The organism is Niastella yeongjuensis (genome assembly GCF_900110245.1).
GTDB lineage: Bacteria > Bacteroidota > Bacteroidia > Chitinophagales > Chitinophagaceae > Niastella > Niastella yeongjuensis.
Genome location: NZ_FOCZ01000001.1, coordinates 84,051 through 109,161, shown reverse-complemented (window position 1 = coordinate 109,161; position 25,111 = coordinate 84,051). Strand labels below are relative to the sequence as shown.

Annotated in this window: 20 protein-coding genes; 14 read left to right on the top strand and 6 right to left on the bottom strand. The window is 45.9% G+C overall.

Features of this window, described 5'->3' with window-relative positions; translation table 11 throughout:
• Positions 1 to 48 precede the first annotated feature (48 nt).
• Together BMX95_RS00510 and BMX95_RS00505 are read left to right on the top strand one after the other, a co-directional pair.
• Complete coding sequence (locus BMX95_RS00510) at positions 49 to 3,096, top strand: TonB-dependent receptor (RefSeq protein ID WP_242673103.1); 3,048 nt, start codon at positions 49 to 51, stop codon at positions 3,094 to 3,096.
• Between the two features lie 104 nt (positions 3,097 to 3,200).
• Positions 3,201 to 4,409 carry an MFS transporter gene (locus tag BMX95_RS00505; protein WP_081199649.1) on the top strand — a complete coding sequence of 403 codons (1,209 nt, stop codon included), beginning with the start codon at positions 3,201 to 3,203 and terminating at the stop codon, positions 4,407 to 4,409.
• Here BMX95_RS00505 and BMX95_RS34775 read toward each other — a convergent pair.
• Together BMX95_RS34775 and metX are read right to left on the bottom strand one after the other, a co-directional pair.
• Positions 4,406 to 4,573, bottom strand: coding sequence for a hypothetical protein (locus tag BMX95_RS34775; RefSeq protein ID WP_165758891.1), 168 nt, complete (start codon positions 4,571 to 4,573; stop codon positions 4,406 to 4,408). The two genes, BMX95_RS00505 and BMX95_RS34775, sit on opposite strands and share 4 nt — an antisense overlap.
• Positions 4,561 to 5,571, bottom strand: a complete 1,011-nt coding sequence (metX, locus tag BMX95_RS00500; protein WP_081199929.1) for a homoserine O-acetyltransferase MetX — start codon at positions 5,569 to 5,571, stop codon at positions 4,561 to 4,563. Before metX ends, BMX95_RS34775 begins: the two co-directional genes overlap by 13 nt.
• 70 nt (positions 5,572 to 5,641) lie before the next feature.
• Here metX and BMX95_RS00495 point away from each other — a divergent pair, with 70 nt between their 5' ends.
• From BMX95_RS00495 to BMX95_RS00485, 3 genes are all read left to right on the top strand, one after another.
• Positions 5,642 to 6,076 (top strand): OsmC family protein, encoded by a 435-nt coding sequence (locus BMX95_RS00495; protein ID WP_081199651.1) that lies wholly within the window; start codon positions 5,642 to 5,644, stop codon positions 6,074 to 6,076.
• Between the two features lie 136 nt (positions 6,077 to 6,212).
• On the top strand, positions 6,213 to 7,376 hold the full coding sequence (locus tag BMX95_RS00490; RefSeq protein ID WP_177193669.1) for an O-succinylhomoserine sulfhydrylase: 1,164 nt from the start codon (positions 6,213 to 6,215) through the stop codon (positions 7,374 to 7,376).
• Between the two features lie 194 nt (positions 7,377 to 7,570).
• Positions 7,571 to 8,377, top strand: coding sequence for a CHAD domain-containing protein (locus BMX95_RS00485; RefSeq protein ID WP_081199656.1), 807 nt, complete (start codon positions 7,571 to 7,573; stop codon positions 8,375 to 8,377).
• 48 nt (positions 8,378 to 8,425) lie between these two features.
• On the opposite strand, the gene BMX95_RS00480 is transcribed toward BMX95_RS00485, so the two are convergent.
• Both BMX95_RS00480 and BMX95_RS00475 read right to left on the bottom strand, forming a co-directional pair.
• A complete protein-coding gene (locus BMX95_RS00480) occupies positions 8,426 to 9,712 on the bottom strand; it encodes a UDP-N-acetylmuramoyl-tripeptide--D-alanyl-D-alanine ligase (protein WP_081199658.1) in 1,287 nt (428 codons plus the stop codon).
• 100 nt (positions 9,713 to 9,812) lie between these two features.
• The gene (locus tag BMX95_RS00475) at positions 9,813 to 11,396 is read right to left on the bottom strand and encodes an SUMF1/EgtB/PvdO family nonheme iron enzyme (protein ID WP_081199660.1); all 1,584 of its coding nucleotides are present in this window, start codon (positions 11,394 to 11,396) and stop codon (positions 9,813 to 9,815) included.
• Between the two features lie 358 nt (positions 11,397 to 11,754).
• Here BMX95_RS00475 and porU point away from each other — a divergent pair, with 358 nt between their 5' ends.
• From porU to BMX95_RS00440, 7 genes are all read left to right on the top strand, one after another.
• Positions 11,755 to 15,126, top strand: coding sequence for a type IX secretion system sortase PorU (gene porU, locus BMX95_RS00470; protein ID WP_165758892.1), 3,372 nt, complete (start codon positions 11,755 to 11,757; stop codon positions 15,124 to 15,126).
• Between the two features lie 177 nt (positions 15,127 to 15,303).
• On the top strand, positions 15,304 to 16,479 hold the full coding sequence (porV, locus tag BMX95_RS00465) for a type IX secretion system outer membrane channel protein PorV (protein ID WP_081199664.1): 1,176 nt from the start codon (positions 15,304 to 15,306) through the stop codon (positions 16,477 to 16,479).
• Between the two features lie 136 nt (positions 16,480 to 16,615).
• A complete protein-coding gene (ispF, locus tag BMX95_RS00460) occupies positions 16,616 to 17,092 on the top strand; it encodes a 2-C-methyl-D-erythritol 2,4-cyclodiphosphate synthase (protein WP_090519251.1) in 477 nt (158 codons plus the stop codon).
• A gap of 60 nt (positions 17,093 to 17,152) precedes the next feature.
• Positions 17,153 to 17,596 (top strand): dUTP diphosphatase, encoded by a 444-nt coding sequence (gene dut, locus BMX95_RS00455; RefSeq protein WP_081199668.1) that lies wholly within the window; start codon positions 17,153 to 17,155, stop codon positions 17,594 to 17,596.
• A gap of 3 nt (positions 17,597 to 17,599) precedes the next feature.
• Positions 17,600 to 18,418 carry a lipoprotein insertase outer membrane protein LolB1 gene (gene lolB1 / locus BMX95_RS00450; RefSeq protein ID WP_081199670.1) on the top strand — a complete coding sequence of 273 codons (819 nt, stop codon included), beginning with the start codon at positions 17,600 to 17,602 and terminating at the stop codon, positions 18,416 to 18,418.
• A gap of 89 nt (positions 18,419 to 18,507) precedes the next feature.
• On the top strand, positions 18,508 to 19,923 hold the full coding sequence (locus tag BMX95_RS00445) for a murein hydrolase activator EnvC family protein (protein ID WP_081199672.1): 1,416 nt from the start codon (positions 18,508 to 18,510) through the stop codon (positions 19,921 to 19,923).
• 91 nt (positions 19,924 to 20,014) lie between these two features.
• Positions 20,015 to 21,271, top strand: a complete 1,257-nt coding sequence (locus tag BMX95_RS00440) for a murein hydrolase activator EnvC family protein (RefSeq protein WP_081199674.1) — start codon at positions 20,015 to 20,017, stop codon at positions 21,269 to 21,271.
• Positions 21,272 to 21,325: 54 nt separating this feature from the next.
• On the opposite strand, the gene bshA is transcribed toward BMX95_RS00440, so the two are convergent.
• Positions 21,326 to 22,465, bottom strand: coding sequence for an N-acetyl-alpha-D-glucosaminyl L-malate synthase BshA (gene bshA / locus BMX95_RS00435; protein ID WP_081199676.1), 1,140 nt, complete (start codon positions 22,463 to 22,465; stop codon positions 21,326 to 21,328).
• Between the two features lie 95 nt (positions 22,466 to 22,560).
• Here bshA and BMX95_RS00430 point away from each other — a divergent pair, with 95 nt between their 5' ends.
• Both BMX95_RS00430 and BMX95_RS00425 read left to right on the top strand, forming a co-directional pair.
• Positions 22,561 to 23,928, top strand: a complete 1,368-nt coding sequence (locus BMX95_RS00430) for a M20/M25/M40 family metallo-hydrolase (protein ID WP_081199678.1) — start codon at positions 22,561 to 22,563, stop codon at positions 23,926 to 23,928.
• 58 nt (positions 23,929 to 23,986) lie between these two features.
• Entirely contained in the window at positions 23,987 to 24,361 is a 375-nt protein-coding gene (locus tag BMX95_RS00425) for a hypothetical protein (protein WP_081199680.1), read from the top strand.
• A gap of 65 nt (positions 24,362 to 24,426) precedes the next feature.
• Here the strand turns inward: BMX95_RS00425 and BMX95_RS00420 are convergent, their stop codons facing one another.
• Positions 24,427 to 25,101 (bottom strand): SAM-dependent methyltransferase, encoded by a 675-nt coding sequence (locus BMX95_RS00420; protein WP_242673104.1) that lies wholly within the window; start codon positions 25,099 to 25,101, stop codon positions 24,427 to 24,429.
• Between the last annotated feature and the right edge of the window lie 10 nt (positions 25,102 to 25,111).

Sequence of the window (25,111 nt, the reverse complement as noted above, 5' to 3'; positions counted from 1 at the left end):
TAGTCTATTAAAATAATAGGCTAATATGAATGAATAAACCAAAGAACAATGAAAACAGCAAAACCAACAGGCTGGTTGCTTGTGACCAAAACCTTGTACAACGGCCTCTTCACAAAATTGAACCGCTTTAATAAACTGAAATATGGCGTTTTGGCGTCAATGGCCCTGTTGGTGTGTTCTACAGCTATATCCCAAACCGTAGCGTTGATCGAGATTTCCGGTACTGTGATCAATCACGAAAAGAATGAACCCTTATCAGATGTAAGTGTACAGATAAAAGGCTCGGTAACGGGCACCATTACCGATAATTCAGGCAGCTTTATATTACGTACCAAGCAAAAGTTACCCTTTACCCTGGTTTTTACTTCAGTAGGGTTTAAACCACAGGAGCTGGAAGTAAAAAGTCTCGGTTCCAAATTACAGGTAGCCATGGTAACGCAAACCGTATTGGGGAATGAAGTAGTAGTTACTGCATCGCGTGTACCGGAAAGCATTCTGAAATCGCCGGTAGCCATTCAAAAGCTGGATATCCGGGCCATAAAAGAAACCCCGGCGCCTAACTTCTACGATGCCCTGGAAAATGTAAAGGGCGTACAAATGACCACTTCCAGTTTAACTTTTAAAGTGCCCAATACCCGTGGCTTTAATATTCCAAACAACTTTCGCTTTATGCAGCTGGTTGATGGGGTAGATATGCAGGCCGCCACTTTAGGCGTTCCGCTCGGTAATGCCATTGGTCCCACCGAATTGGATATTCAAAGCGTTGAAATTACACCCGGAGCCGCTTCGGCTTTGTATGGTATGAATGCGATCAACGGGATGGCTAACCTGCTCACGAAAAACCCTTTCAATAGCCAGGGATTGAGCCTCTATCATAAAACAGGTGTTAATCATGTTGATGGCATCGATCATTCACCTGCGTTATTAACCGAATCAGCTATCCGGTATGCGAAAGCATTGTTCCATAATAAATTTGCCTTCAAGGTAAACGTAGGCTATATGCAGGGGATCGACTGGCGCTCCAATACCCGTCTCGATCAAAACCCTAACAACCTGAAAAGCGCAAACCCTAACTTCCCCTCACTAAACGGAGAGAACAACGCAGCCTTCGACGGCTGGAATAAATATGGCGATGATGCGCTGGCAGGAAGTAATACATCTGCTATCAGCGGTTTAACGATTGATAACAAACCCAATCAAACTTTGCGTGTAGTACGTACTGGTTACTGGGAAACCGACCTGGTTAGTCCCAAGGTGAGCAACCTGAAAGTTGACCTGGCGGCACATTACCGACTAACCGAAAATGCAGAGTTGTCTTATTCTTACCGGTTTGGACAGATGGACGGCGTGTTTCAACGCGGTAACAAGATCCGGCTTGATAATGTGAAAGTGCAGAACCATCACCTCGAATTGAAAGGAAGCAATTACGTGATCCGTAGTTACGTATCATTAGAAAATACCGGCGACTCCTATAACGTAAAACCACTGGCCGATAACCTTGACCTGGCGAGTGGTGGTTCACAAACAGCCTGGGCAACTAAATATAAAAATGCCTTACAAGAATATGCGGCAAACAATGGCGGCAATTTAACTTCCGATAACCTGGCAGCGGCCAATGCATATGCCCGTGGTAAAGCAGATGCCGGTCGCGTTGAGCCTGGTACACCTGAATTTGATGCATTGAAGAACACCATTACCAAGATCAATAACTGGGACATAAAATCAAGCACCATTCCCGACGCACCCGCCACCGGTGGTGCGGCCCTGGTACAAAAAAGCCGCATGTACCACACCGAAGCACAGTGGGACCTGTCGAAGTACACTAAAGCATTTGACCTGCTGATTGGCGCCGATGCCCGTATTTACGAAGTGATCCCCGATGGAAATAATTTCGTTGATTTCTCACGCCCCATTTCAGACCGGAACAAACCGGTGATGGTAGATGGCAAAGTGCCTGATAGCAGCGATTTTGGTAGCAATGTATACTATAAAAAATTCGGCGGCTTTGCGCAGGTTACCAAAACCTTCTTCAATGATAAATTGAAATTGTTTGGATCATTACGCTATGATTACAATCCCGAGTTTGATCCCAAATTTACTCCTCGTTTGGCAGCCGTATATACTGCCAATCAACGACACAATTTCCGCTTCACTTACCAACAAGGATACCGCTTCCCGGCCCTGTTTGAAGCGTTGTCATATGTAAACAATGGCCGTGTAAAACGCGTGGGCAGCTTATCTTATATAAACGAAGGATTGGGCTACCTGGAAAACAGTTACACTCAGCAATCGGTAGTTAATTTTAACGCAGCCGTAGCATCACAAGGTAACAGCGATGCCGCCGCACTGGCCAACCGCGATCTGCTGCAATGGGCTAACCTACCAAAAGCGCGACCCGAGCAAATCACTTCATTTGAGGTAGGTTATAAAAGCGTTTTACTGGATAATACCCTCATCGTCGATGTGGATGCCTATACCAACAAATATGTAGGCTTTCTGGGACAGGTGCAGGTGTTTGTGCCTATTGGTGAAACGGTGGGGTCAGATGCAGCTGTTATCGCCATGCTCGATCGTAACCGCGATGTGTCTAAAGCTGACGCTACTACCGGTAATTCAGCCAGCAAAGGACAGGAACGTTATCGCGTATACACCAATGCCAAGAACGCTTATTACAACTATGGATCAGCATTAGGCGTAACCTGGAACTTCTTTAAGAAATATACCGTAGCCGGTAATTTGAGTTTCAACCAAATGAAATCAAACAAAACCGACGACATCTTTGTAACCGGGTTCAATACCCCAAAATGGTCAACCAACCTGTCGTTTGGAAACCGCGAAGTGTTCAAGAATGTAGGGTTTAATGTAGTATGGCGCTGGCAGGATTCATTCCTGTGGGAGAGCCCGCTGGTAACCGGCACCATTTCCGCTTACCAAACGATCGATGCACAGGTAACTTATCGCGTGCCAAAAGTAAATGCCAGCATCAAAGCCGGTGGCGCCAATCTGCTGAACCACCGTTATATCCAATACGCTGGCGGACCAACCATTGGTGGTTTGTATTATGTAGCGTTTACGATCGATGGTTTGTTGAAGTAAAAAGTATAGATCAGGCATGTTTTAATAGTAAACCCCCGACGAAAACGTCGGGGGTTCTTTTTTAAACCCATTTCTCTCCAAAATCGCTCTATAGCTTTATTCTCATGACCTCAAATACTACTATTCGCAAGTTGACTGAATTCCTTGGGTTAAAAAGAAGTGTTGTTTATCTCTTTGGCCTCACCCTCTTAATGCTCACCGGTGAAAAGTTGTGGGACCGGTTCCTGCCCAAATACCTCGAAGGTATTGGTGCTACTACGCTTATTATTGGGGCGCTGGGTTTTTTGCAGAATATCCTGAATGCGTTCTGGTCCCTGCCGGGTGGTTACATGGCCGATAGGTTAGGGCACCGGCGGTCGTTTCTGCTTTTTAATCTGACGGCTATAGCTGGATACCTGGTTGCGATTTTCTTTACCAACTGGATAGCTGTTTTTATTGGAATGATCTTCTTCTCAGCATGGAGCGCGATCTCATTACCGGCAAGCATGTCGCTTATAGCTAAGTCGTTGGGAAGTTCAAAGACAGCCATGGGCATTTCCATGCATGCTATTATCAGGCGAATACCAATGGCTGTGGGACCAATAGTTGGCGGTTTCCTGATCACATCGTATGGGTTGGTTGCTGGAATAAAAACCGCGTTTATTATCTCCCTGGTTTTTTGTTTGCTGGGAATGGTGTTGCAATTATTTATCAAAGACACTGCAGCCGCTCCATATCAACCCATTCATCCGGTTGCCTTGTGGCGGCAAATGGATGTGCGGTTAAAGAACCTGTTGGTGTCTGATATCCTGATCCGCTTTTGTGAACAAATCCCTTATGTGTTTGTGGTAATCTGGTGTTTGGATATTATAAAAGTATCACCGGAGCAGTTTGGATTGCTTACCGCAATTGAAATGATAACGGCAGCATTGATCTATATACCGGTAGCCAGCTTTTCAGATAGAGTAGAACGAAAACCTTTTGTGGTGATCACGTTTTTATTCTTTACTATTTTTCCGGTGGTGCTGTTCTTCAGTAAAAGTTTTGTGGCGCTTATTGTTGCCTTTGTCATACGTGGACTGAAAGAGTTTGGCGAACCAACCCGAAAGGCGATCATCCTTGACCTGTGCCCAAAAGAAGCAAAGGCAAGGGCTTATGGGTTATACTATTTTATACGTGATTTTATAGTTTCATTTGCTGCCTTCCTTGGTGGTTTTATCTGGAAGATGAGCCCCGCTTTTAATCTCTTTACAGCTGCCGTATTTGGAGTAGCCGGAACGTTGATCTTTGTGTTGTATGGTAAAGGGACTGATGTCAAAAAGCAATTACCTTAATTTTTTATGATCAGGGTATCATTAGGCATTTTTATCGTATCAGGTTTAACCCGAACGTTGTTGTTTTTAGGCGTCAATTGATTCGTCATTTTAGCAGAGCCCAAGGTGCCGCCTGCATTGGTTTGATCATCTGGATTAGCACTGTTCCACACTACCCCAGCCATCCCTGCAACACTTTCCCGATCTTTTCCACTTCCACCATAAACCCATCATGGCCATAAACGCTGTCAATTTCAACCAGTGTACAGTTGGGCAGGTGTTCCTGCATATGGCGTTGTTCTGTGAGCGGGCATAAGATGTCGCTGCTGATGCCTATAAGCAGTGTGCGTTGTTGAATGCTTTGCAGCACGGCTTCCACATTGCCGCCACGGCCGCGGGCTATTTGATGGGTGTCCAGGGCCTTGGTAAGCATCCAGTAGCTGTAGGCATTAAAACGCTTTACCAGTTTATCGCCCTGGTAATTGATGTAGGAGGCCGCTTTATAATCATTTAATTTCTCTGTATCGCTATCGGTTTGTTTTTGCACCATAATGCCATAGTTGCGGTAGGTGAGCATCCCAACGGCGCGGGCTGCCTTCAGGCCTTTTTGTCCGGCTTCAGGGGTATCCTGTTGCCAGGTGCAGTCGGCTTCAATGGCCAGGCGTTGGGTGGCGTGTATGGCAATACCCCAGGCGCTCTCGGCGGGGGAGGTGGCCAGTAAAAACAGGTTTTTGATCACGTCTTTTTCCAAAATAGTCCATTCCATGGCCTGGTAACCACCCATGCTTCCCCCCATAAGGAGGTGAATGGAATCGATTCCCAGGTGTTTCCGAAGTAAAATATGGGCATTCACCATATCGCGGATGGTGATCAGCGGAAACTCATGTAACCAGGGCTTTCCAGTTAAAGAATTGATACTCAATGGTCCGGTGGTTCCGTAACAACTACCCAGTATATTGGCGCAAACAATAAAGTGCGTTTCGGGGTTAATTACACAGCCGGATCCAACTACTCCCTGCCACCAGTCGGCTGCATCGGAGTTGGCGGTAAGTGCATGACATACCCATATTACGTTGTTTTTTTCGGCATTTAACGTCCCATAAGTATGATATGCAATGGTTAATGAAGGCAGTTCCTGCCCGTTTTCGAGTTTGAAAGGTCTGTTATATTCAAATTGCTTCATTGGCCCCTGGCTAATAATTAAGGGTGCAAAGTAAATGCCTGCATGAATTACATTTGCAAAAATCTTTACCATGATAAAAATTGAATTGGAAAGGGTCGACGGAGATTATGGATTTGAAGCGAAAGACGCTAATGGGCATACCGTGCGCATGGATACCAGTGTTGAGGGCGGCGGAACTAATTTTGGCGTTCGGCCAATGCAAATGCTGCTAATGGGCCTGGGCGGCTGTAGCGGCATCGATATTGTGAGCATTCTGAAAAAACAGCGGCAAACCATCGAAGGGTTCAGCATGAAAATAGAAGGGGAGCGCGAAGCCGGTAAAGAACCCTCCATCTGGAAAGACGTTACCATCGTATTCGAACTCACCGGAAATATCGATCCCGACAAAGCCAAACGCGCCTGCGAGCTGTCGATGGACAAATATTGCTCCGTGGCCGAAACCCTGCGTCGCGCTGGGGGAGACCTTAAATGGGAAGTACGGGTAAACCAAAGTCAGAAGGCTTAAGAAAGTGTAAATATTTTTTGGGGAGCCGGCGATAGCACTACTATCATCGCCTGTTGTGTCACTCACTTCAGGGTTCAGCGTGCTATTCAGCAAAGGATTGACAACTAACAAACTCAATAACTAACGAACTAAGATCATGCATCCAATAAGCAAAGCAATACGCATTCAAACCGACCGTACCAATGAAATGGAACATTCTTCCCCCATGTTCTTGACCAGCAGTTTCTGCTTCGATAATGCTGAAGATATGCGGGCTGCTTTTGCCGATGAAACCGACGATAACATCTACAGTCGTTTCAGTAATCCCTCGGTACAGGAGTTTATAGATCGAATGGTGGCCCTCGAAGGTGCTGAAGCCGGTTTTGCTACCTCATCGGGTATGGCCGCTATTTTTGGCTCTTTCATGGCCCTGTTGAAAAGTGGCGATCACCTGCTGAGCTGCAATGCCATTTTCGGCAGCACCCATACCGTTATCACCAAATACCTCCCGAAGTTCGGGATTGAGTATACCTATGTACCGGCCGATAAACCGGAAGAATGGGAAAAGGCAATTAAGCCCAATACCAAAATGTTCTATATAGAAACGCCTACCAATCCCGGGCTTGAGCTCGTTGACCTGGAAGCCGCTTCAGCCGTTGCCAAAAAATACAACCTGCTTTTAAATGTCGACAACTGTTTTGCCACCCCGGTAAATCAGCGTCCCATTGACTTTGGAGCCGACCTGGTAGTACATTCTGCCACCAAGTGGATCGATGGCCAGGGACGGGTGCTCGGCGGCGTTATAGTGGGCAAAAAAGCCCTCATTAAAGATATTTATTTGTTTTGCCGCAGTACCGGCCCCGCCTTGTCGCCTTTCAATGCCTGGGTATTGAGCAAAAGCCTCGAAACCCTCGATGTGCGTATGGAGCGCCATGGCAACAATGCCCTGCAACTGGCCAAAGCCCTGGAAGGACATCCAAAGATCAGGTATGTGAAGTATCCCTTTTTGCCCAGTCATCCCCAACATCGTATTGCCCTGAAGCAAATGAAAAATGGTGGTGGTATTGTTTGCTTTGAACTGGCTGGTGGTTTGGAAAGCGGCCGTAAGTTTTTGGATAGTTTGAAAATGTTATCGTTAACGGCCAACCTGGGCGATACAAAAAGTATTGCCTCGCACCCGGCCAGTACTACGCATGCAAAATTGACCGAAGCTGAAAGACAGGCGGTTAACATTACCCCGGGTCTGATCAGAATTTCTGTGGGCCTCGAGCATGTAGACGATATTATTGCTGACATTCGTCAGGCTCTCGAGAATTGTTAAAAATAGCAGTGACCATAATCATTCATTTGAATGCCTGCTATCATAGTAAAAGCCTAATTAGTAGATTAACTTTAATGCTGATTCTTTTTCATAATAAAAAGTTTTAAAAATTGAGCTGGTAACGGGTTGGTTCTCCAACCCGTTTGTTTTTTTACCAACCCCTCAGAAATTCGTAACTTATGTAAAATTGGTATATGAAAAGGGAGGCGTTGGAACAGGTGGTTGAAAAACACATCAATTACATTGAAAAACACAGCACCAAACTGCCGGGGGCTTTCGAAGAAGAAGATATTCATGACCTGCGGGTGAATTATAAAAAAGTACGGGCCTTTTTACGGTTGGTGCAATTGGAAAAAGAGGCGGGACAACTACACATTCCCGATAAGCTGAAATCGCTCTATCACCATTGTGGTACCGTTAGGGACTGGCAACTTTTTATGGCCAAAATATACGAAGAAGGTATTGCAGAAAAGCTGCCGGATTGTTTACACCGCTGGCACCGTCAGGTGCTAACTTATAAGGAGCAAACCGTACATGCCATTGAAACCATGCACTTCAAAAGAATGCTACAGGGCATCATAAAGGAATTACCACGCCAGTTACAGGAGGATACCGTTAAACAATTCATGCATCAGAAAATAGCTGCTATTCATATTTTACTGCTGGCAGCTGATAACGAAAAAGACCTGCATTCCATTCGCAAACAAATAAAGGACATCATCTACTGCATCCGCATCTTCGAAAAAGACAGGGACATGCCGCTCTCCTTCCAGGGCTTTATGAGCGAGAAGGACTTAAACGATATGGCTTCTTCCCTGGGCGATTTTAATGATCAATGCCTGGCCATTTCGTTGCTGCAACCCAGTTATATCAATAAGTGTAACGACGAAGAACAGCATATTTTACGAAACCTGCAAATGCACTGGCTGCATCAGAAAGAAGTGCGGCAACGGCAATTGCTGTACGAAGTGCAGGAACTGCATATGGAACATGCTTTTTAAATGGCAGATGGCAGAAGGCATAGAGCCGCGACGCGGCCAGCCTCTGAATTAAGAACTAAGAACCTTCTCCATCTGCATACTGCGCGATCCCTTGATCAGAAAATACGTATCGGTAAAGGATTGTTCTTTAAACCAGGCGGCTGCTTCTATGGAGTTGACCATTTTAATATAGGGATGGTCGAGCTTCAGGAAATCACCACCCACCAATACTACCGCTTTCCAGTGGTGTTGTTTTATGAGGTTGATAATACCCTCATGTTCCTGCAGGCTTTCGGCACCCAGTTCGGCCATACCACCCAGCATCAATACCTTGTTGTCAGATTGTATGTTGGCAAAGTTTTCTATTGCGGCCCGCATGCTGGTAGGATTGGCATTGTAGGCATCCAGAATAAATTTATTGCCATCTTTTTCAATCAACTGTGAGCGGCTATTTGAAGGGGTATAATGTTCAATAGAGGCCCGTATCTTTTCATCGGGAATATTAAAGTATTTACCGGCTGTTATAGCCACCAGTACATTAGGCAGGTTATAAGCGCCCACCAGCTGCGTTTTTACAATGGGTATATGAACGCCCTTTGAAATGGAAACAGTCAGGAAAGGCTCGCTTTGCTGTACAGCACCCTGTACATCAGCTGTATTGATAGTACCATATTTTACTATGGTGGCAATGCCTTTGCTCATGGTGTGCAGGTAGTCATAATCCCACATGGCAAACACGGTACCGCCATATTCGCGTAAATAATCGTACAACTCGCCTTTGCCTTTACGAACGCCTTCAATGCTGCCAAATCCTTCCAGGTGGGCTTTACCGCAATTGGTGATAATGCCATGGGTAGGCAGGGTATATTCGCAATAGCTGGCAATTTCCCCCAGGTGATTGGCACCCATTTCAATCACGGCCATCTCTGCATCGTCTTTTACCGACAAAATAGTGAGGGGAATACCGATATGGTTATTCAGGTTGCCCTGGGTAGTATAGGTTTTATAACCGGTGGAAAGAACAGCATGTACCAGTTCCTTGGTAGTTGTTTTACCGTTACTGCCGGTGATGGCAATAAAGGGGATATTAAACTGCTGGCGATGGTGTTTGGCCAGTTGCTGCAGGGTGGTGAGCACATCGTCAACAACAATAATACGGCTATCGGTACCTGCCAGGCCGGGATCGTCAACCACGGCGTAAGCTGAACCTGCCTCGAGCGCTACCGAAGCAAATTGATTACCGTTAAAATTGGGTCCTTTCAATGCAAAAAAAAGATCGCCTGATTTCAGTTTCCGGGTATCGGTTTGTACTGAAGGATATTGCCGGTATATGTTGTAAAGTTGATCAATGGTCATATGACAAATGTAATAAAGTTGGCGGGGTTCACAACCTCCCCAAAAACAAAAAGCCTCCCGACGAAGTCGAGAGGCTTTTTGTAAGAATTTGAAAAACCATTTATCGTTTTCTGGTGTTTTGGCGTCTTGTGGGGTAATTGATACCGGTTTTACGGCCATTACCTTCAGGGCTACCCAGGCGATCCATTGCGCAACGGAAACCTACAGTAGAGCTACCTTGATCTTCTTCAAGGAAACGACGTGTACCAGGACTTAACCAGTATGGACGATCGTTCCAGCTACCACCTTTAATTACACGTGATTTATCGCTGATCAAAGTAGTCATACCGTAACCACGGCCAACTGCTCTGTTTTTATCGATATCTGTTTCACCATAACCAATACCAGAGATCAGTGAGTCACCATCCATATAGTTGATAACATTACCTTTCTGATAGTTACGGCGGTTTTTGCTCTCTTCGTCAGTTACGTAGGTAGTTTTAACGTGACCTACGCTGTCTTTTTCAAACTCACCATCTTTATTCTTATAAACATTCTGATAACGGTTACCACGATAAGGAGATACGTCATCATTATCGGTGGGTGACAGCGGACGGTAAACGTCACCAGTCCACTCGCTCACGTTACCTGACATGTTATAGATACCAAATGAGTTGGGGAAGAACGAAGTAACCGGTGCAGTGTATACAGCGCGGTCGTTCAAACCACCGGCCACACCCATGTTATCACCATTACCGCGTTTGAAGTTAGCGAGGAAAGTACCTTGCCATTGACCACGGCGGCTATCACGCAGACCGTTTACGTTATTAGTCCAGGCAAATACCTGTTTGTTAGTGATCAACTCCTCACCACGTTTGCCTTCTTTCTGGCTGGGGTTCGGGTTTTGACCAACTAAGCCCATCGCAGCGTATTCCCACTCAGCTTCTGTTGGGAGACGGTAGTTCGGTAACAGGATACCGTCTTCGAAAGTTACCTGAGTTCTTGGAGTACCGTTCGGGTTCTTTAAAGGGTTCTTTTTAGAACGAACCTGGTTACCTGGGGTAGGAGTAGTTAAACCAAGCAAATATGCTTTGGTATTAAAATTCTCAGCACCCTGGCCTTGTAAGTTCTTAAGAGCTGTTTTATTGATAAAGCCTTTGTCGTATAAAGCTTTTTCGTTTACGCGATCGCTGCGCCATAAACAAAAGTCATGAGCCTGTCTCCAGGTTACACCTACTACCGGATAGTAGTTGTAAGAAGGGTGGCGGAAGTAGTATTCAACCAAAGGCTCGTTGTAAGCCAGCTCACTGCGCCATACCAGGGTATCGGGCAATGCAGCGGAACGTACATCTTTATATTCATCACCATCAAAAACCGTGTTTACCCAGTACAAATATTCACGGTAGTGAATGTTTGCCACCTCGGTACGGTCGATGTAAAATGAGTTTACTGTTTTACGGGTAGGAATGTTATTCCAGTCCCCCATAACATCTTCTTCTGTGGCGCCCATGGTAAAGGTACCGCCCTGAACAAATACCAGTCCGGGACCAGTACGTTGTTCCTTCTCGCGGGATACCTGGTATCCGCCCATGTTTTTGTCATTGTAGTTCCAACCAGTAACGTCAGATTTCTCTTTCTTGTTGGACTTACAGGCAGTTACCGCGGCTGCGCAGGATAATACGATAAATAGGTTTTTCAAATTCATTTTGATGACTTTTGCCTTTAGTTCAATTTGGTTAAACGCTATTACAATTCAAATATTGTATCTCTTTTTGATTTGCTTTTCCACAAAAACTATAGGGATGGCGAATATACCTGTTTTTAGTAAAACAACCTGTTGCACAGACGTTTTAGACTAGTTAAAATGCCAAAACCACTATGGGTTTTTATCCGTGTTTTCCACTATTCAATAATTGAGCCGGGTCCATTGGGGTGCAGGATTATTTTTTCCCCGGTACTTCGTTCCGCCGGGGTACATGGTGTAAAATGAACTATTTTTGACCACCATGCACTGTAGACCTTTTATCCACCTTATGATGGCGGGCATCCTTATCATGACCAGTATGCAGGTCCTGTCTCAACGTTCATATACGGCCAATTCTGTATTGGCGATGGGTAATTGGTATAAAATAAGTACAACTACTCCCGGTATCTACAAAATTGACCTCCCGTTCCTCGCTTCCCTTGGCATAAATACGTCTGGACTTACCACTTCGGGGGTAAAGCTATATGGAAATGGCGGACAAATGTTGCCCGAAAAACCATTGAACACTGTGCCCGACGACCTGGTTGAAAATGCCATCTGGGCGGAAGATGGCGGCGATGGCCAGCTGAATGGGGCAGATTACCTGCTCTTTTATGCAGCCGGGCCACATACCTGGACAAAAGATTCCATCAACAAAACCTTTTACCATCAAAAGAATATATATAGCGATACATCGTGGTACTACCTGTTTATTGGACAGAACGGTAAAAGAATAACAACCGCATCTGTTTCCTTTACGCCCAATACTACCGTAACGCAATGCACCCGCAACTGGTTTTATGAACTGGATACGGTCAACTTCCTCAGCAGTGGCCGCCAATGGTACGGGGACGAATATTCCACCAATGGCGGCAAGGCATTGAACCACACCTATTCGGTGAACATGCCCAATATCCTGCCAGATGCCGCCACCGTAAGGGCGGCCTGTGTGGCCCGATCCTTCAACACCGATAGCCGCTTTTCAATAAGCATTAACAGCCAGCCGGCTATGCAAATAAACCTGCCTGCTACCAATACCGGTTTATACGACGCATTTGCCACGGCAGCACAGTCATCGGCCACCTTCAGCACCACCCAAACTCCACTTTCCGTCCGGCTCGATTATACCCCCGGCAGCGCCGGCAGTCAGGGCTGGCTCGATTGGGTAGAGATCCTGGCCCGGGTAGACCTGTCAATGAATGGCATTAACCAGTTGTCCTTCCGTGACTGGAACAGCGTGGGCCCGGGCAAAGTAAGCAGTTTCATTATAAAAAATGCGACTGCCGGTTTACAGGTATGGGATGTAACCAATGGGTTGGAACCGGTAAAAATGGCCGGAAATTTAAACGGCAGCGAATGGCAGTTCGTAAATGAAAGCAGCCGCCTGCATGAATACATTGCCTTCACAACCAATGGCTTTTTAACACCGGGCTCGGCAGGCCGGGTACCCAATCAGAACCTGCATGGCAGCACAATTCCACAATATATTATTATTACTACGCCAATCCTGTTAGGTCAGGCCCAGCGGCTGGCGCAGTATCACCAGCAGCGCGATAACCTGAGTAGCCTGGTAGTAACCGTAGACCAGGTGTACAACGAATTTTCATCCGGTTCACCCGACCCATCCGCCCTGCGCGACTTTGTAAAAATGTATTACGACCGTGCCAATGGCGATTCAACCAAAACACCCAAATACCTGCTGCTTTTCGGCGATGCCTCATTCGATTACCATTCCCGCATCACCAACAATACCAACCTGGTGCCCTGTTGGGAAAGCCCCGTTTCCCTCGATCCATTATCAACCTATCCTTCAGACGACTTTTTCGGTTTCCTGGGCGATAATGAAGACATCAATGGAACGGCAACCAACCTGCTCGACATTGGCATTGGCCGCGTACCGGCAACAAATGAACGGGAAGCGCAGGCTATGGTCGACAAGATCATGGCGTACAACGACCCCAAAAGCCTGGGCCCCTGGCGCAATGAGTGCACTTTTATAGCCGATGACGAAGACAATAACCTGCACCTGAATGATGCCGAAACAATGACGCAGGCAGTATCAACAGCTGCGCCCCAGGAAAACATAGATAAAATTTACCTCGACGCCTTCCCGCAGGAAAGCAGTTCTGCTGGGAGCCGCTACCCTGCAGTGAACCAGGCCATCAACAATAAAATATACAGTGGTACCCTGGTATGGAACTATTCAGGCCATGGCAGTTACCGCCGGCTGGCAGAAGAAGTAGTGCTCGATCAGGATATTATCAATTCATTCAACAATCCCGGCAAACTGCCACTGTTTATAACTGCTACCTGCGATGTAGCACCTTACGACAACCCATTAATAAGTTCAATAGGGGAGAACCTGTTGCTGCGCGAAAAAACCGGCGCCATCGCCCTCATGGCCACCACCCGTGTGGTATTTGCCTTCAGCAACCGGATAATGAATACGAATTACCTTAACACAGCTTTTCAAAGAAGGGCCGACAGCAGCTACCGCAGCCTGGGTGAAGCCGTACGGGAAGCCAAAAACGTTACCTATAATTTTTCCAGCGATGTAGTGAATAACCGCAAATTCACCCTGCTGGGCGATCCGGCCCTTACCCTTGCTTTTCCTGTTTATCAGGTAAAAACTACTGCCATAAACGGTAATGCAGTAACCAACACGCCAGATACGTTAAAAGCTTTGTCGGAATACACCATCAGCGGTACCGTTCAGGATAACGCCGGCAACCCCCTCAATGATTTTAATGGTACCATATACCCCACCATCTTCGATAAGGCGCAAATTGTAAACACCCTGGGCAATGATGCAGCCAGCCTGCCGGTGCCGGTTCAAATGCAAAAAAATATCCTTTTCAAAGGAAAGGCCAGCGTGAGCAATGGCCGGTTCACCTTCAGTTTTATTGTACCCAAGGACATCAGTTACCAGTACGGCAACGGAAAGATCAGTTACTATGGCGATAATGGTTCAAAAGATGGTAATGGCGTTTTAACCAATATTATCGTTGGTGGTTCAGGAAATGGCGTGGCAGACCCCCTCGGTCCGTCGATAAAAGCGTATTTAAATGACGAGAAGTTTGTCAATGGAAGTATTACCAACGACCGGCCCGTATTACTACTAAAACTGGCCGATTCATCGGGTATAAATATTCTGGGAACGGGTATTGGGCACGACCTGGTAGCAGTTCTTGATAACGATCAAAAAAATGAATATGTGTTGAATGAGTTCTATGAGGCCGACCTGAATAATTTCCGGCAGGGCTCGGTGCGGTTTCAAATGCCGTTGTTGACGCCCGGATCCCATACTTTAACCATAAAAGCCTGGGATGCAGCGAATAACTCAGGGGAAGTTGTCTTGGATTTCAGGGTGGTTAACCAGCAGAACTTTGCGTTGGATCATGTATTGAATTATCCTAATCCGTTCACAACACACACCAGTTTCTGGTTCGAGCATAACAGACCCGGGGAGGAACTACTTATACAAATACAAGTGTATACTATTACCGGAAAGTTGGTAAAAACCATTCGCAAGACAATATTTTCGCCCGGAACCCGTTCGAGTGACTGTGAATGGAATGGGCGGGATGAATATGGTGATAAAATCGGCAGAGGAGTGTATATTTACCGCCTGAGAGTACAAACTGGAGACGGTAAAGCAGCAGAAAAGCTTGAAAAATTGTTTATATTGTAATCGTACCCAATTTTTTGAATAACTTATTTTAGCCAATCTATCGACAGGAATTTTTACCCTTAATTATTTATTGCTCCGCTACAACTGGCTTTATTGCAAAAGCAAGGGTAAACTTTATCCAATCTGCTAATGAGGAGAACGTTGAAAGCGGTCTGATACCTTAAAGACAATTCAAAAATGAAACGAAAATTCTTGAAACTAACTGTAGGTACGTTCCTGTCGTTGGGTGTAATGTCTGCTAACGCCCAAACCCCGGAACCTATAAATGTAGTTACAACTGCGGTACCTTTTTTACGCATATCCCCTGATGCGCGTGCCGGCGCAATGGGCGATTTAGGCGTAGCTACCAGTCCTGATGCGAATTCACCATTCTATAACCTGGCTAAAGTGCCATTTGCCCAAAAGAAGTTCAGTGTGGGATTGACATATACCCCCTGGTTAAAAGACCTGGGGTTAAATGATGTGTACCTGCTGGCCGCTTCTGGTTATTACAAACTCGATGACGAGGCTGCTATAGCCGGGTCTGTGCGTTATTTCAGCCTTGGTAATATTCAATTCACCGATGCGGGTGGTAATGAATTAGGCTCTGGCCGTCCCCGTGAATTCAGCATCGATGGAGGCTATACCCGGAAATTATCAGATAAGATCGGTTTGGGTATCGCCCTCCGCTATATCCATTCAAACCTGGCCAGTGGCGCAGCTTCAAGCGGTACCACCTACAAACCAGGTAGCACATTTGCCGGTGACCTTACGTTCTTCTATACTGGTCAGGATGAAGCTGGTCAGGGCTGGAACTTCGGCGCCACACTTACCAACCTGGGCGGAAAGATCGGTTATACAAATGATGCAACCCAGAAAGATTATATCCCTGCCAACTTAAGCTTCGGTACCACTTATACCAAAGCATTCGACGAGCAGAATAAACTGACTTTTGGTTTGGACGTACATAAGTTACTGGTGCCAACACCACCATCTTCATTTGATCAGACTGACTCTGCATCATATGCCCAGCAACTGGCTGATTATAGAAGCAAAAGTACCGTGAGCAGCTGGTTCAGCTCATTCAACGATGCTCCGGGCGGGTTCAAAGAAGAACTGAAAGAGTTTCAATTTTCACTGGGTGCAGAATATAATTACAGCGACCAGTTCTTTTTCCGCGCCGGTTATTTTTATGAAAATAAAGACAAGGGTAACCGTAAATATTTCACCGTTGGTTTAGGTGTTAAATACAATGTGTTTGGTTTGAACTTCTCTTACCTGGTGCCTTCCGGCTCAGGTGTTAACCGCAACCCATTGTCGAATACCCTGCGTTTTGGTCTCATCTTCGACCTCGATGATATCAATGGCGAATAATTTGCTTAAATCGCTATAATAGAATTGAATATATTTGAAGCGTTCCGATTTATCGGGACGCTTTTTTTTACCCGCTGAAGCCGCCGAACGGCGGTAGGAGGGTTGCACGTATTAGTACATTTTCAACATAATAATTATGCGTATTGGTTTTGGAATAGACTTTCATCAATTGGTAGAAGGCAGGGACCTTTGGATAGGTGGTGTAAAAATTCCCCATCATAAAGGCGCATTGGGGCATAGTGATGCCGATGTGTTGTTGCACGCAATTTGCGATGCGCTGCTGGGTGCACTGGCCCTGGGCGATATTGGTGTGCATTTCCCCAATACCGATAACACCTGGAAAGACATCGACAGCAAAATACTGTTACAGAAAAGTTATGAATTGATAAAGGCCCGTAACTACCGGGTAATAAATGTAGATTCGTCTATTTGCCTCGAAGCGCCCAAGATCAAAAAGTATTCAGATCAAATGCGCAGTGTGATTGCCGGTATCCTGGAAATAACCCAGGATGATGTATCGGTAAAAGCCACTACCACTGAGCAAATGGGTTTCGTTGGCCGTGAAGAAGGACTGGTAGCATACGCAACTATACTGTTAGCCCCAATTGGCTAATTATCACATTAGTATCAGCATATTAGCATATTGTCACAATAGCACATTATTTTTGCCCCCATGTCAAAAGTAAAAGTCAGGATAATTAATCAGTCGAATAATCCGTTGCCCGAATATGCTACGGAAGAAGCCGCCGGGATGGATATACGCGCTTTTCTGGAAGCGCCGATTGTACTGAAGCCATTGGAGCGGTTTTTAGTGCCCACCGGGTTGTTCATAGAATTGCCCTCAGGATACGAAGCGCAGATCCGCCCACGCAGTGGACTGGCCATAAAACAGGGACTTACCTGTTTAAACAGCCCTGGTACCATTGATGCAGATTATCGCGGCGAGGTAAAGATCATACTCATCAACCTGTCGCAGGAACCACAAACCATACACCCTGGCGATCGCATCGCCCAAATGGTAGTACACGAAGTAGAACGTGTAAAATGGAAACCCGTAAAAGAAATTTCGGTAACCAAACGCCATGATGGCGGATTTGGCCATACCGGTAAATCCTAAAGAATGAAGTATATTTCCGGCCTTGTTATTATCACCCTTATTATGGCTGCAGCTACCAGTTGCAGATCAACAAAAACGATTCAAACAGCCATCTCCAAAAAGGATACTGCAGTAACAGTGCCCGTGGTTGACCACCGCGCCGACTCCATGCTGTATATTAGAAAAATCTGGGATACTATTCACCAGAACAATATAAAATTCAACACCTTCAATGCAAAGATCAAAGTACATTTTGAGCGCAGTGATGGCAAGAATTACGATTTCACCGCTTATGTGAAAAATATAAAAGACAGTGTGCTCTGGATCTCCGTAAGAGCGGTACTCGACTTTGAAGTGTTCAGGGTAAAGATCACCCCCGACAGCCTCATCATTCTCGACAAAACCAAGAAAACAGCCCAGCTGCGGTCTGTGCAGTCTTTGCAGGAAGTGATCCAGATCCCCCTCACCTTTAACGATCTGCAGAACCTGTTGGTAGGCAATCCCATTTTCCTCGACAGCAATATCAACTCCTATAAAAAAGACGACCGGTACATTTCGCTCATCAGCATGGGGACCATTTTCAAGCACCTGTTAACAGTAAGCAAAGACGACTATACCTTACAGCATAGCAAACTCGACGATGTAGACCCCATCAGGGCCCGCACCGCCGATATCACCTATGGCGATTACCAGAATAAGAATGGCGTTCAGTTTTCTACTTACCGTAAAATCACAGTATCGGAAAAGCAGAAACTGGATGTAACGATGGAGTATAAACAATTTGATTTTAACGTTGATTTAAATACTTCATTCAGTATTCCAAAAAATTATAAACGGAATTAAGCGTTATACACTATCTTCCATCCAATCCCTGTAAATAACCAATGGTATGACCTAACCCGAACTGTTTAACACTTAAAAAATCATTCAGTATGCTGAAAATGATGTTTACCTGTTTTTTGACCGTTACGGTGTCGGTTACCCTGCTTGCCCAACAACAACCAGCGGGCAGCAGCGATGAGCTGAAAAGAAAACAGGCCGAAATTCAGCGTGAAATTGACGATTTGAAAACGACCCTGAAGGACACCAAGAAGAATACCAAGGCCGGCTTGTTACAACTGACAATGGTGCAGAAAAAACTGCGCCTGCGCGAACAGGCCATTGGCAACATCAATCAGCAGATAAATTATATAGAGGGTACCATTGGTAAATCAAAAAATGAGATCGAGCGGTTGAAAACGGAGCTCGATACCCTGAAGCAGCAATACGCTAAAAGCATTGTGTATGCCTACAAGAATCGCAGCAACTACGATTTTCTGAACTTCATATTCTCAGCTTCCAGCTTTAATGATGCGCTGCGCCGGGTGCAGTATTTACGGGCTTACCGCCTGTACCGCGAAGAACAGGCTGGTACCATAAAGAACACCCAGGTGTTGTTGCACGACAAGATCGCGGGATTGGAAACTTCCCGTAAGGAAAAAGATGTGGTGCTGCAAAAGCAGGAAAAGCAAAAAGTAGAACTGGAAGACGAGAAAAAGGAAAAGAATGATATTCTGAGCAAACTCAAAGCCCGGGAAAAGGAAATATCAAAAGAGCTGACCTCAAAACAAAGGGCAGACCAGAAACTGAAATCAGCCATCGGTTCTGCCATTGCCCGGGAAATAAAACTTGCCCGCGAAAAAGCACTGGCTGAGGCAAGGGCTAAAGAAGAAGCGGAAGCTGCAGAGAATGCGAAAAGAACGGCAGCGGCCGAGTCGGCAAGAAAAGCAAAAGAAGAAAAAGATGCGGCGGCCAGAAAAGCAGCAGCGGCAGAAGCCAAAGCCAATACACCAGCCGCCACTGCGCCGGTAGCCAAAGCCGAACCCAGGGTAGAGCCCAAAAAGGAACCGGTGAAAAAATCGGAAAGTGTGTTTGAAGCCACTCCCGAAGGCAGCCGTATAAGTGGTAGTTTTGAAAGTAACAGGGGGCGCTTACCCTGGCCGGTTGAAAAAGGGAATGTAAAGATTCACTTTGGAACCTATTCCATCGAAGGCACCAAACTTCGTGGTAATAACCCCGGTATCACCCTGGCTACAGAACCCGGTGCCGTGGTAAAAGCAGTGTTCGAAGGCGAGGTATCGCGTATATTCGATATCGATGGTAACTGGAGTGTACTGGTTCGACATGGTAAATACTTTACTGTTTATAGTAATCTGTCATCCGTAAGCGTATCGAAAGACCAAAAGGTGAGCAGTGGCCAGATGTTGGGTCGCGCTGCTGCCAATGATGATGGCAATGGCGAAATAGAATTTCTGCTGATGCAGGAAAATAGAAACCTTGATCCTGAAAGCTGGATACGCAGAAGGTAGGTTTTTGCGTTAATAAAAAGATAAGATTCATAAAAAGCCCTGACGGCATCGTCAGGGTTTTTATTCCTTGACCCTATTCAATGAAAGCCCTATGGTGAAATGGATGGCCACCGCCCTGGCAGCCCTAACTATTGCGACCTCACTGCCGGCTCAACAATCCGGCAGAAGCGAAGACTTAAAACAACAGCAAGTTGAATTGCAGCGTCAGATAGATCAGCTGAAGAGTTCGCTTACCGATTCAAAAAAGCGAACCCGGGCCAGCATACGCCAGTTGGAAATGGTGCAGGAAAAACTTCGCCTGCGCGAAAAGGCCATTAGGAATATTAATGAGCAAATAGATATGCTGGAAGGCAATATTGACCGGTCAAGAATGGAGATCGACAGCCTGAATACCCGGCTCAATACCATGAAGACAGAATACGCCCGCAATATTGTATCCGCCTATAAACTGCGCAGCAATTACGGCTTTCTCAACTTTATGTTATCGGCCCATTCCTTTACCGAAGCATTCAAAAGAATACAATACTTCCGTGCTTATCATGAATACTGTGAAGAACAGGTAGTGGCCATCAGGAAAACCCAAAAGATCCTGGCTGGAAAGATTAACGGATTGGAAAATGCCCGCCGGGAAAAAAATGCGGTGGTGAAAGAACAGGTGGTGCAAAAGCAGGAACTGGAAGAAGAAAAGAAAGAGAAAAATGAAACCGTAAAAACCCTTAAAACCCGGGAACAGGAAATCAGTAAAGAACTGACGGCTAAAAAGAAGGCCGACCGGCAACTGGGCCTGGCTATACAAAATGCCATCGCTGCCGATTTTTATACCGGTACCGGTGGCGGCCGCAAAACCACTTCAAAGAAGTCTAAAACAACTTCAAAAAAGATAACTAAGAAAAAGGTGCAGGTGAAAGAAGTGGAATTAGCACCCGAAGTGGCGCGCCTCAACGGTAGTTTTGAACACAACAAGGGTAAACTGCCCTGGCCTGTAGAGAACGCCACGGTGAAAATACATTTCGGATCTTATAAAATTCCAGGTATAGAGGTGTATGGCAACAATCCCGGGTTAACCCTGGCTACCGATACCAATGCGGAAGTAAAGGCTGTATACGAAGGCGAAGTATTGTGCGTATTCAATGTAGAAGGCAATCGCTCGGTAATGGTGCGTCATGGCCAGTATTTTACAGTATATGCCAACCTGGCTTCGGTGAACGTATCGAAAAACGATAAAATAACAGCAGGACAAATAGTAGGAGTTGCAGACAATGCCAGCGACGGCAAAGGAGAGATCGAGTTTATCTTAATGAAGGAAAGAACCAACATAGATCCGGCAAAATGGATCAAAAAGAAATAAACTCTTTAAAAGAAATCCGTGCCACGGTTCCAAACCGTGGCACGGATAGAATATTTATACCCGGCTCGCTATATTCTGCAAAAAGCGATTATACAATGCTTCGTACCGGGGAACAATAGTTTCTATATCGAACAAACGAGCATGAGCAGCTGCTCTTGCTTTAAATCTGTCTAATTTGTCTTCATCCGACAACAGTTCAATAGCGCGTATACCCATGGTTTCTACATCACCCACATCAGCCAGGTAACCGGTTTCACCCTCTATATTTACTTCAGGCAAACCACCCGCATTACTGCTGATCACCGGAACGCCGGCGGCCATTGCTTCCAGTGCAGCCAGTCCAAAGCTCTCATAGTCGGAAGGCAATATGAACAGATCACTGATGGCCAGTACTTCTTCAATTTGTTCCTGCCGGCCAACAAAACGGGTTTCATCATAGATGCCCAGTTCCCGCGCAAGGCTTTCCGCTGCAGGGCGTTCGGGTCCATCTCCCACAAACAATAATTTGCTGGGCACTTTTTTAATGATCTCGGCAAACACCTTTACCACATCAGTCACCCTTTTCAGTTTACGGAAGTTGGATGCATGCAGGATCACCTTTTCATTGTGCGGCGCAATTACGCGGCGGAAGGCATCGATGGGCTTTTTGCGAAAGCGCTTCACATCAACAAAGTTCTGAATGACCTTGATTTCTTTCTCTATTTTGAAGTTGTTGTAAGTTTCATCACGCAGGTTTTGCGATACGGCCGTAATGGCATCGCTTTCATTGATGGAAAAAGTAACCACCGGCGCAAAGGTCTTATCCTTACCAACAAGCGTAATATCGGTACCGTGCAGGGTAGTGATCACCGGGAGGATCTTGCCCTGTTTTTCCAGTATTTTCTTGGCCATATATGCGGCCGACGCATGAGGGATGGCATAATGCACATGTAACAGATCGATATTATTATTTACTATAACATCTACCATGGTGCTTGCCAAAGCGGTTTCATACGGCGGATAATCGAACAGCGGATAATTCGGCACCCGTACCTCATGATAAAAAATATTGGCATTAAACTCACTCAACCTCACTGGCGGCTGGTACGTGATAAAATGAACCTGGTGACCCTTATCGGCCAGTGCTTTGCCCAATTCTGTTGCCAAAACACCACTTCCTCCGAACGTAGGATAGCATACAATTGCAATGCGCATACTGCGATTTATAAATTAAGACGGTGAAGGTAATTTAAAACGGCCAATAATGGTCTGGGGGATCATTTTGACTATTTTAGCGTAAAATAACGCACATGAGATTGAAATTGTTTACGCTAGTGTTAACAATTCTGGCTTTTAATGTCCGTGCCCAAAACGACGACTCGTTAAAAATAAGGGCCATTGCCGATGAAATACTCCTCCACAGTACTGCTTACGAAAATTTACGGGTGCTTACCAAACAGGTAGGGGCCCGGTTAAGCGGCTCACCGCAAACCTACAAGGCCGAAACCTGGGGCCATAAAGCCCTGGATCAGGCCGGCGCCGACCGCGTAATTGAACAACCCTGCCTGGTTCCCCACTGGGTACGCGGTGGAAAAGACGAAGCCTGGATAATGGCTCCCGGTAAAAAAAATCAACCCCTCGATATACTGGCATTAGGAAATTCTGTTGGAACCGGACCCAAAGGCATTCAGGCCCCGGTAATGCTGGTGAACTCATTTGAAGAGCTGGAACAGAAAAAAGCCTCGGTAAAAGGTAAGATCGTTTTCTATAATGCCAGGTTCAACGATACCTATATTAAAACGTTCGAAGCCTACCGCGATGCAGTAGGTTACCGCGCTGCAGGACCCAGCCAGGCTGCTAAATATGGGGCCGTAGCCGTGTTGATCCGGTCTATGAGCCATTCCGCAGACAACAACCCGCATACCGGTTCAACCCGTTATAACGATTCTTTCCCCAAAATACCTGCAGCAGCCATGGGGCTTCAGGATGCTGACCGGCTGGCGGCATTGCTGGAAAAAGAATCGCTTATTGTGTTCCTGAAAACAAACGGAAAAATGCTGTCCGATACGGTTGCGCATAATATCATTGGTGAGATCACCGGCAGCGAATTTCCCGACCAGATCATAACCATCGGCGGTCACCTCGATAGCTGGGATCCCGCCGAAGGAGCGCATGATGATGGAAGTGGATGTGTGCAGTCAATTGAAATATTACGGGTGTTAAAAGCGATTGGGTATAAACCCAAACGCACCATCAGGGCGGTATTGTTTGCCAATGAAGAAAATGGCACCCGCGGCGGCAGCAAGTATGCCGAAGAAGCCCGTGATAAAAAAGAGAAACATATTTTTGCGCTCGAAAGCGATGAAGGTGGTTTTACCCCCCGTGGTTTTGGGGTAACCATGACACCCGAATTACTGAATAAATTACGCAGCTGGCTGCCTCTGCTGGCGCCCTATGGCATTAGCGAGATCAATAATGGCGGCGGCGGATCAGATATCGGTCCATTGTACCGGGAGCTGGGTACACCACTGGCCGGGTTGCAACCCGATTCTCAACGATATTTCGATATCCATCATGCCCGCAGCGATGTGTTTGAAGCAGTGAATAAACGGGAACTGGAACTGGGTGCTGTTTCTATTGCGGCATTGATCTATCTTGTGGATAAATACGGCTTATAATGCCTGATACTGAACGCTTAATTTGTGTTAAGCGTTCAGTATTCCCTAAAACAATACCATGAAAAAGATCATCCTTATTGTTGTTCTCCTGTTATTATTAGTAGCATCAGGTATCATTTACTGGAAATATTTCTTTGTGTTTGGTGAAGGGGTGAAATCAGGCCATTTGAATTATGTGGTGCTGAAAGGTGATGTCTTCAAAACCTATGAAGGCAAATTAATCCAGGAAGGCATTCGGTCACGAACAGCCGGCAGCATACAATCGTATGAATTTGAATTTTCCATTGTCAATAAGGGTATCGCGGAAAAGCTGATGGCCAACAGTGGTAAGTGGTTCGACCTGCATTACCGCGAATACCACCATATAGTGGCCTGGCGCGGCAATACCACTTATATCGTTGATAGCATTCTTGCCATGCGGGAAGACAGATAGTTTTCAGTTGAAAGTTTTAAGTTCAAAGTTTGTGGGGAGCCGATTTTAAACCTTAAACTTTGAACTTATACCGCCAGCATACAGAAAATAGTAGGCCGTTTATGTAAATCGGGCAGCTGTTTCTTCCACTCAGCCAAAGTTTTGGTATGAATGTATTCAGTAGGCGCCGTAATGTCTGCCGCAATACACAACTTGGTGTTGGGCCTGCCTGTTTTTATCAAAGTCTCCAACAGCTGGATATTTCTATAAGGCGTTTCAATAAACACCTGCGTACAATTTTTCTTCGCCGATTCTGCCTCCAGCTCTTTAATGGCTTCCCGGCGTTGGGTTGTATCGATGGGCAAATAACCTACAAACTGAAACTGCTGACCGTTCATGCCACTGGCCATTAATGCCAGTAAAATGCTGCTGGGACCTACCAGCGGTTTTACCGTGGCGCCTGCAGCATGGGCCGCATCGGTTAATAACTGACCAGGATCAGCAATTCCGGGGCAACCCGCTTCGCTGATGATGCCGATCGTTTTATTATCCCTCAAATGTCTGTTGAAGGCGGTAAGTGTGGCCACGTTATTGCTCTTATCTATCAGCACCCAGGTGTAATTATCGATCACCATTTCTTTCCAGATGCTTTTTAAATAACGACGCGCCGTGCGTTCATTCTCCACAAAAAATACCTGGCATTGGCCAACTGCATCCTTTACATATGCAGGAATGGTTTGTGTGGCAGATTCCTCCAACACAGAAGGAATT

Coding starts and splice junctions, on each gene's coding strand:
- BMX95_RS00510 (WP_242673103.1), top strand. CDS start 49: ATGAAAACAGCAAAACCAACAGGCTGGTTGCTTGTGACCAAAACCTTG.
- BMX95_RS00505 (WP_081199649.1), top strand. CDS start 3,201: ATGACCTCAAATACTACTATTCGCAAGTTGACTGAATTCCTTGGGTTA.
- BMX95_RS34775 (WP_165758891.1), bottom strand. CDS start 4,573: ATGGCTGGGGTAGTGTGGAACAGTGCTAATCCAGATGATCAAACCAAT.
- metX (WP_081199929.1), bottom strand. CDS start 5,571: ATGAAGCAATTTGAATATAACAGACCTTTCAAACTCGAAAACGGGCAG.
- BMX95_RS00495 (WP_081199651.1), top strand. CDS start 5,642: ATGATAAAAATTGAATTGGAAAGGGTCGACGGAGATTATGGATTTGAA.
- BMX95_RS00490 (WP_177193669.1), top strand. CDS start 6,213: ATGCATCCAATAAGCAAAGCAATACGCATTCAAACCGACCGTACCAAT.
- BMX95_RS00485 (WP_081199656.1), top strand. CDS start 7,571: ATGAAAAGGGAGGCGTTGGAACAGGTGGTTGAAAAACACATCAATTAC.
- BMX95_RS00480 (WP_081199658.1), bottom strand. CDS start 9,712: ATGACCATTGATCAACTTTACAACATATACCGGCAATATCCTTCAGTA.
- BMX95_RS00475 (WP_081199660.1), bottom strand. CDS start 11,396: ATGAATTTGAAAAACCTATTTATCGTATTATCCTGCGCAGCCGCGGTA.
- porU (WP_165758892.1), top strand. CDS start 11,755: ATGCAGGTCCTGTCTCAACGTTCATATACGGCCAATTCTGTATTGGCG.
- porV (WP_081199664.1), top strand. CDS start 15,304: ATGAAACGAAAATTCTTGAAACTAACTGTAGGTACGTTCCTGTCGTTG.
- ispF (WP_090519251.1), top strand. CDS start 16,616: ATGCGTATTGGTTTTGGAATAGACTTTCATCAATTGGTAGAAGGCAGG.
- dut (WP_081199668.1), top strand. CDS start 17,153: ATGTCAAAAGTAAAAGTCAGGATAATTAATCAGTCGAATAATCCGTTG.
- lolB1 (WP_081199670.1), top strand. CDS start 17,600: ATGAAGTATATTTCCGGCCTTGTTATTATCACCCTTATTATGGCTGCA.
- BMX95_RS00445 (WP_081199672.1), top strand. CDS start 18,508: ATGCTGAAAATGATGTTTACCTGTTTTTTGACCGTTACGGTGTCGGTT.
- BMX95_RS00440 (WP_081199674.1), top strand. CDS start 20,015: ATGGTGAAATGGATGGCCACCGCCCTGGCAGCCCTAACTATTGCGACC.
- bshA (WP_081199676.1), bottom strand. CDS start 22,465: ATGCGCATTGCAATTGTATGCTATCCTACGTTCGGAGGAAGTGGTGTT.
- BMX95_RS00430 (WP_081199678.1), top strand. CDS start 22,561: ATGAGATTGAAATTGTTTACGCTAGTGTTAACAATTCTGGCTTTTAAT.
- BMX95_RS00425 (WP_081199680.1), top strand. CDS start 23,987: ATGAAAAAGATCATCCTTATTGTTGTTCTCCTGTTATTATTAGTAGCA.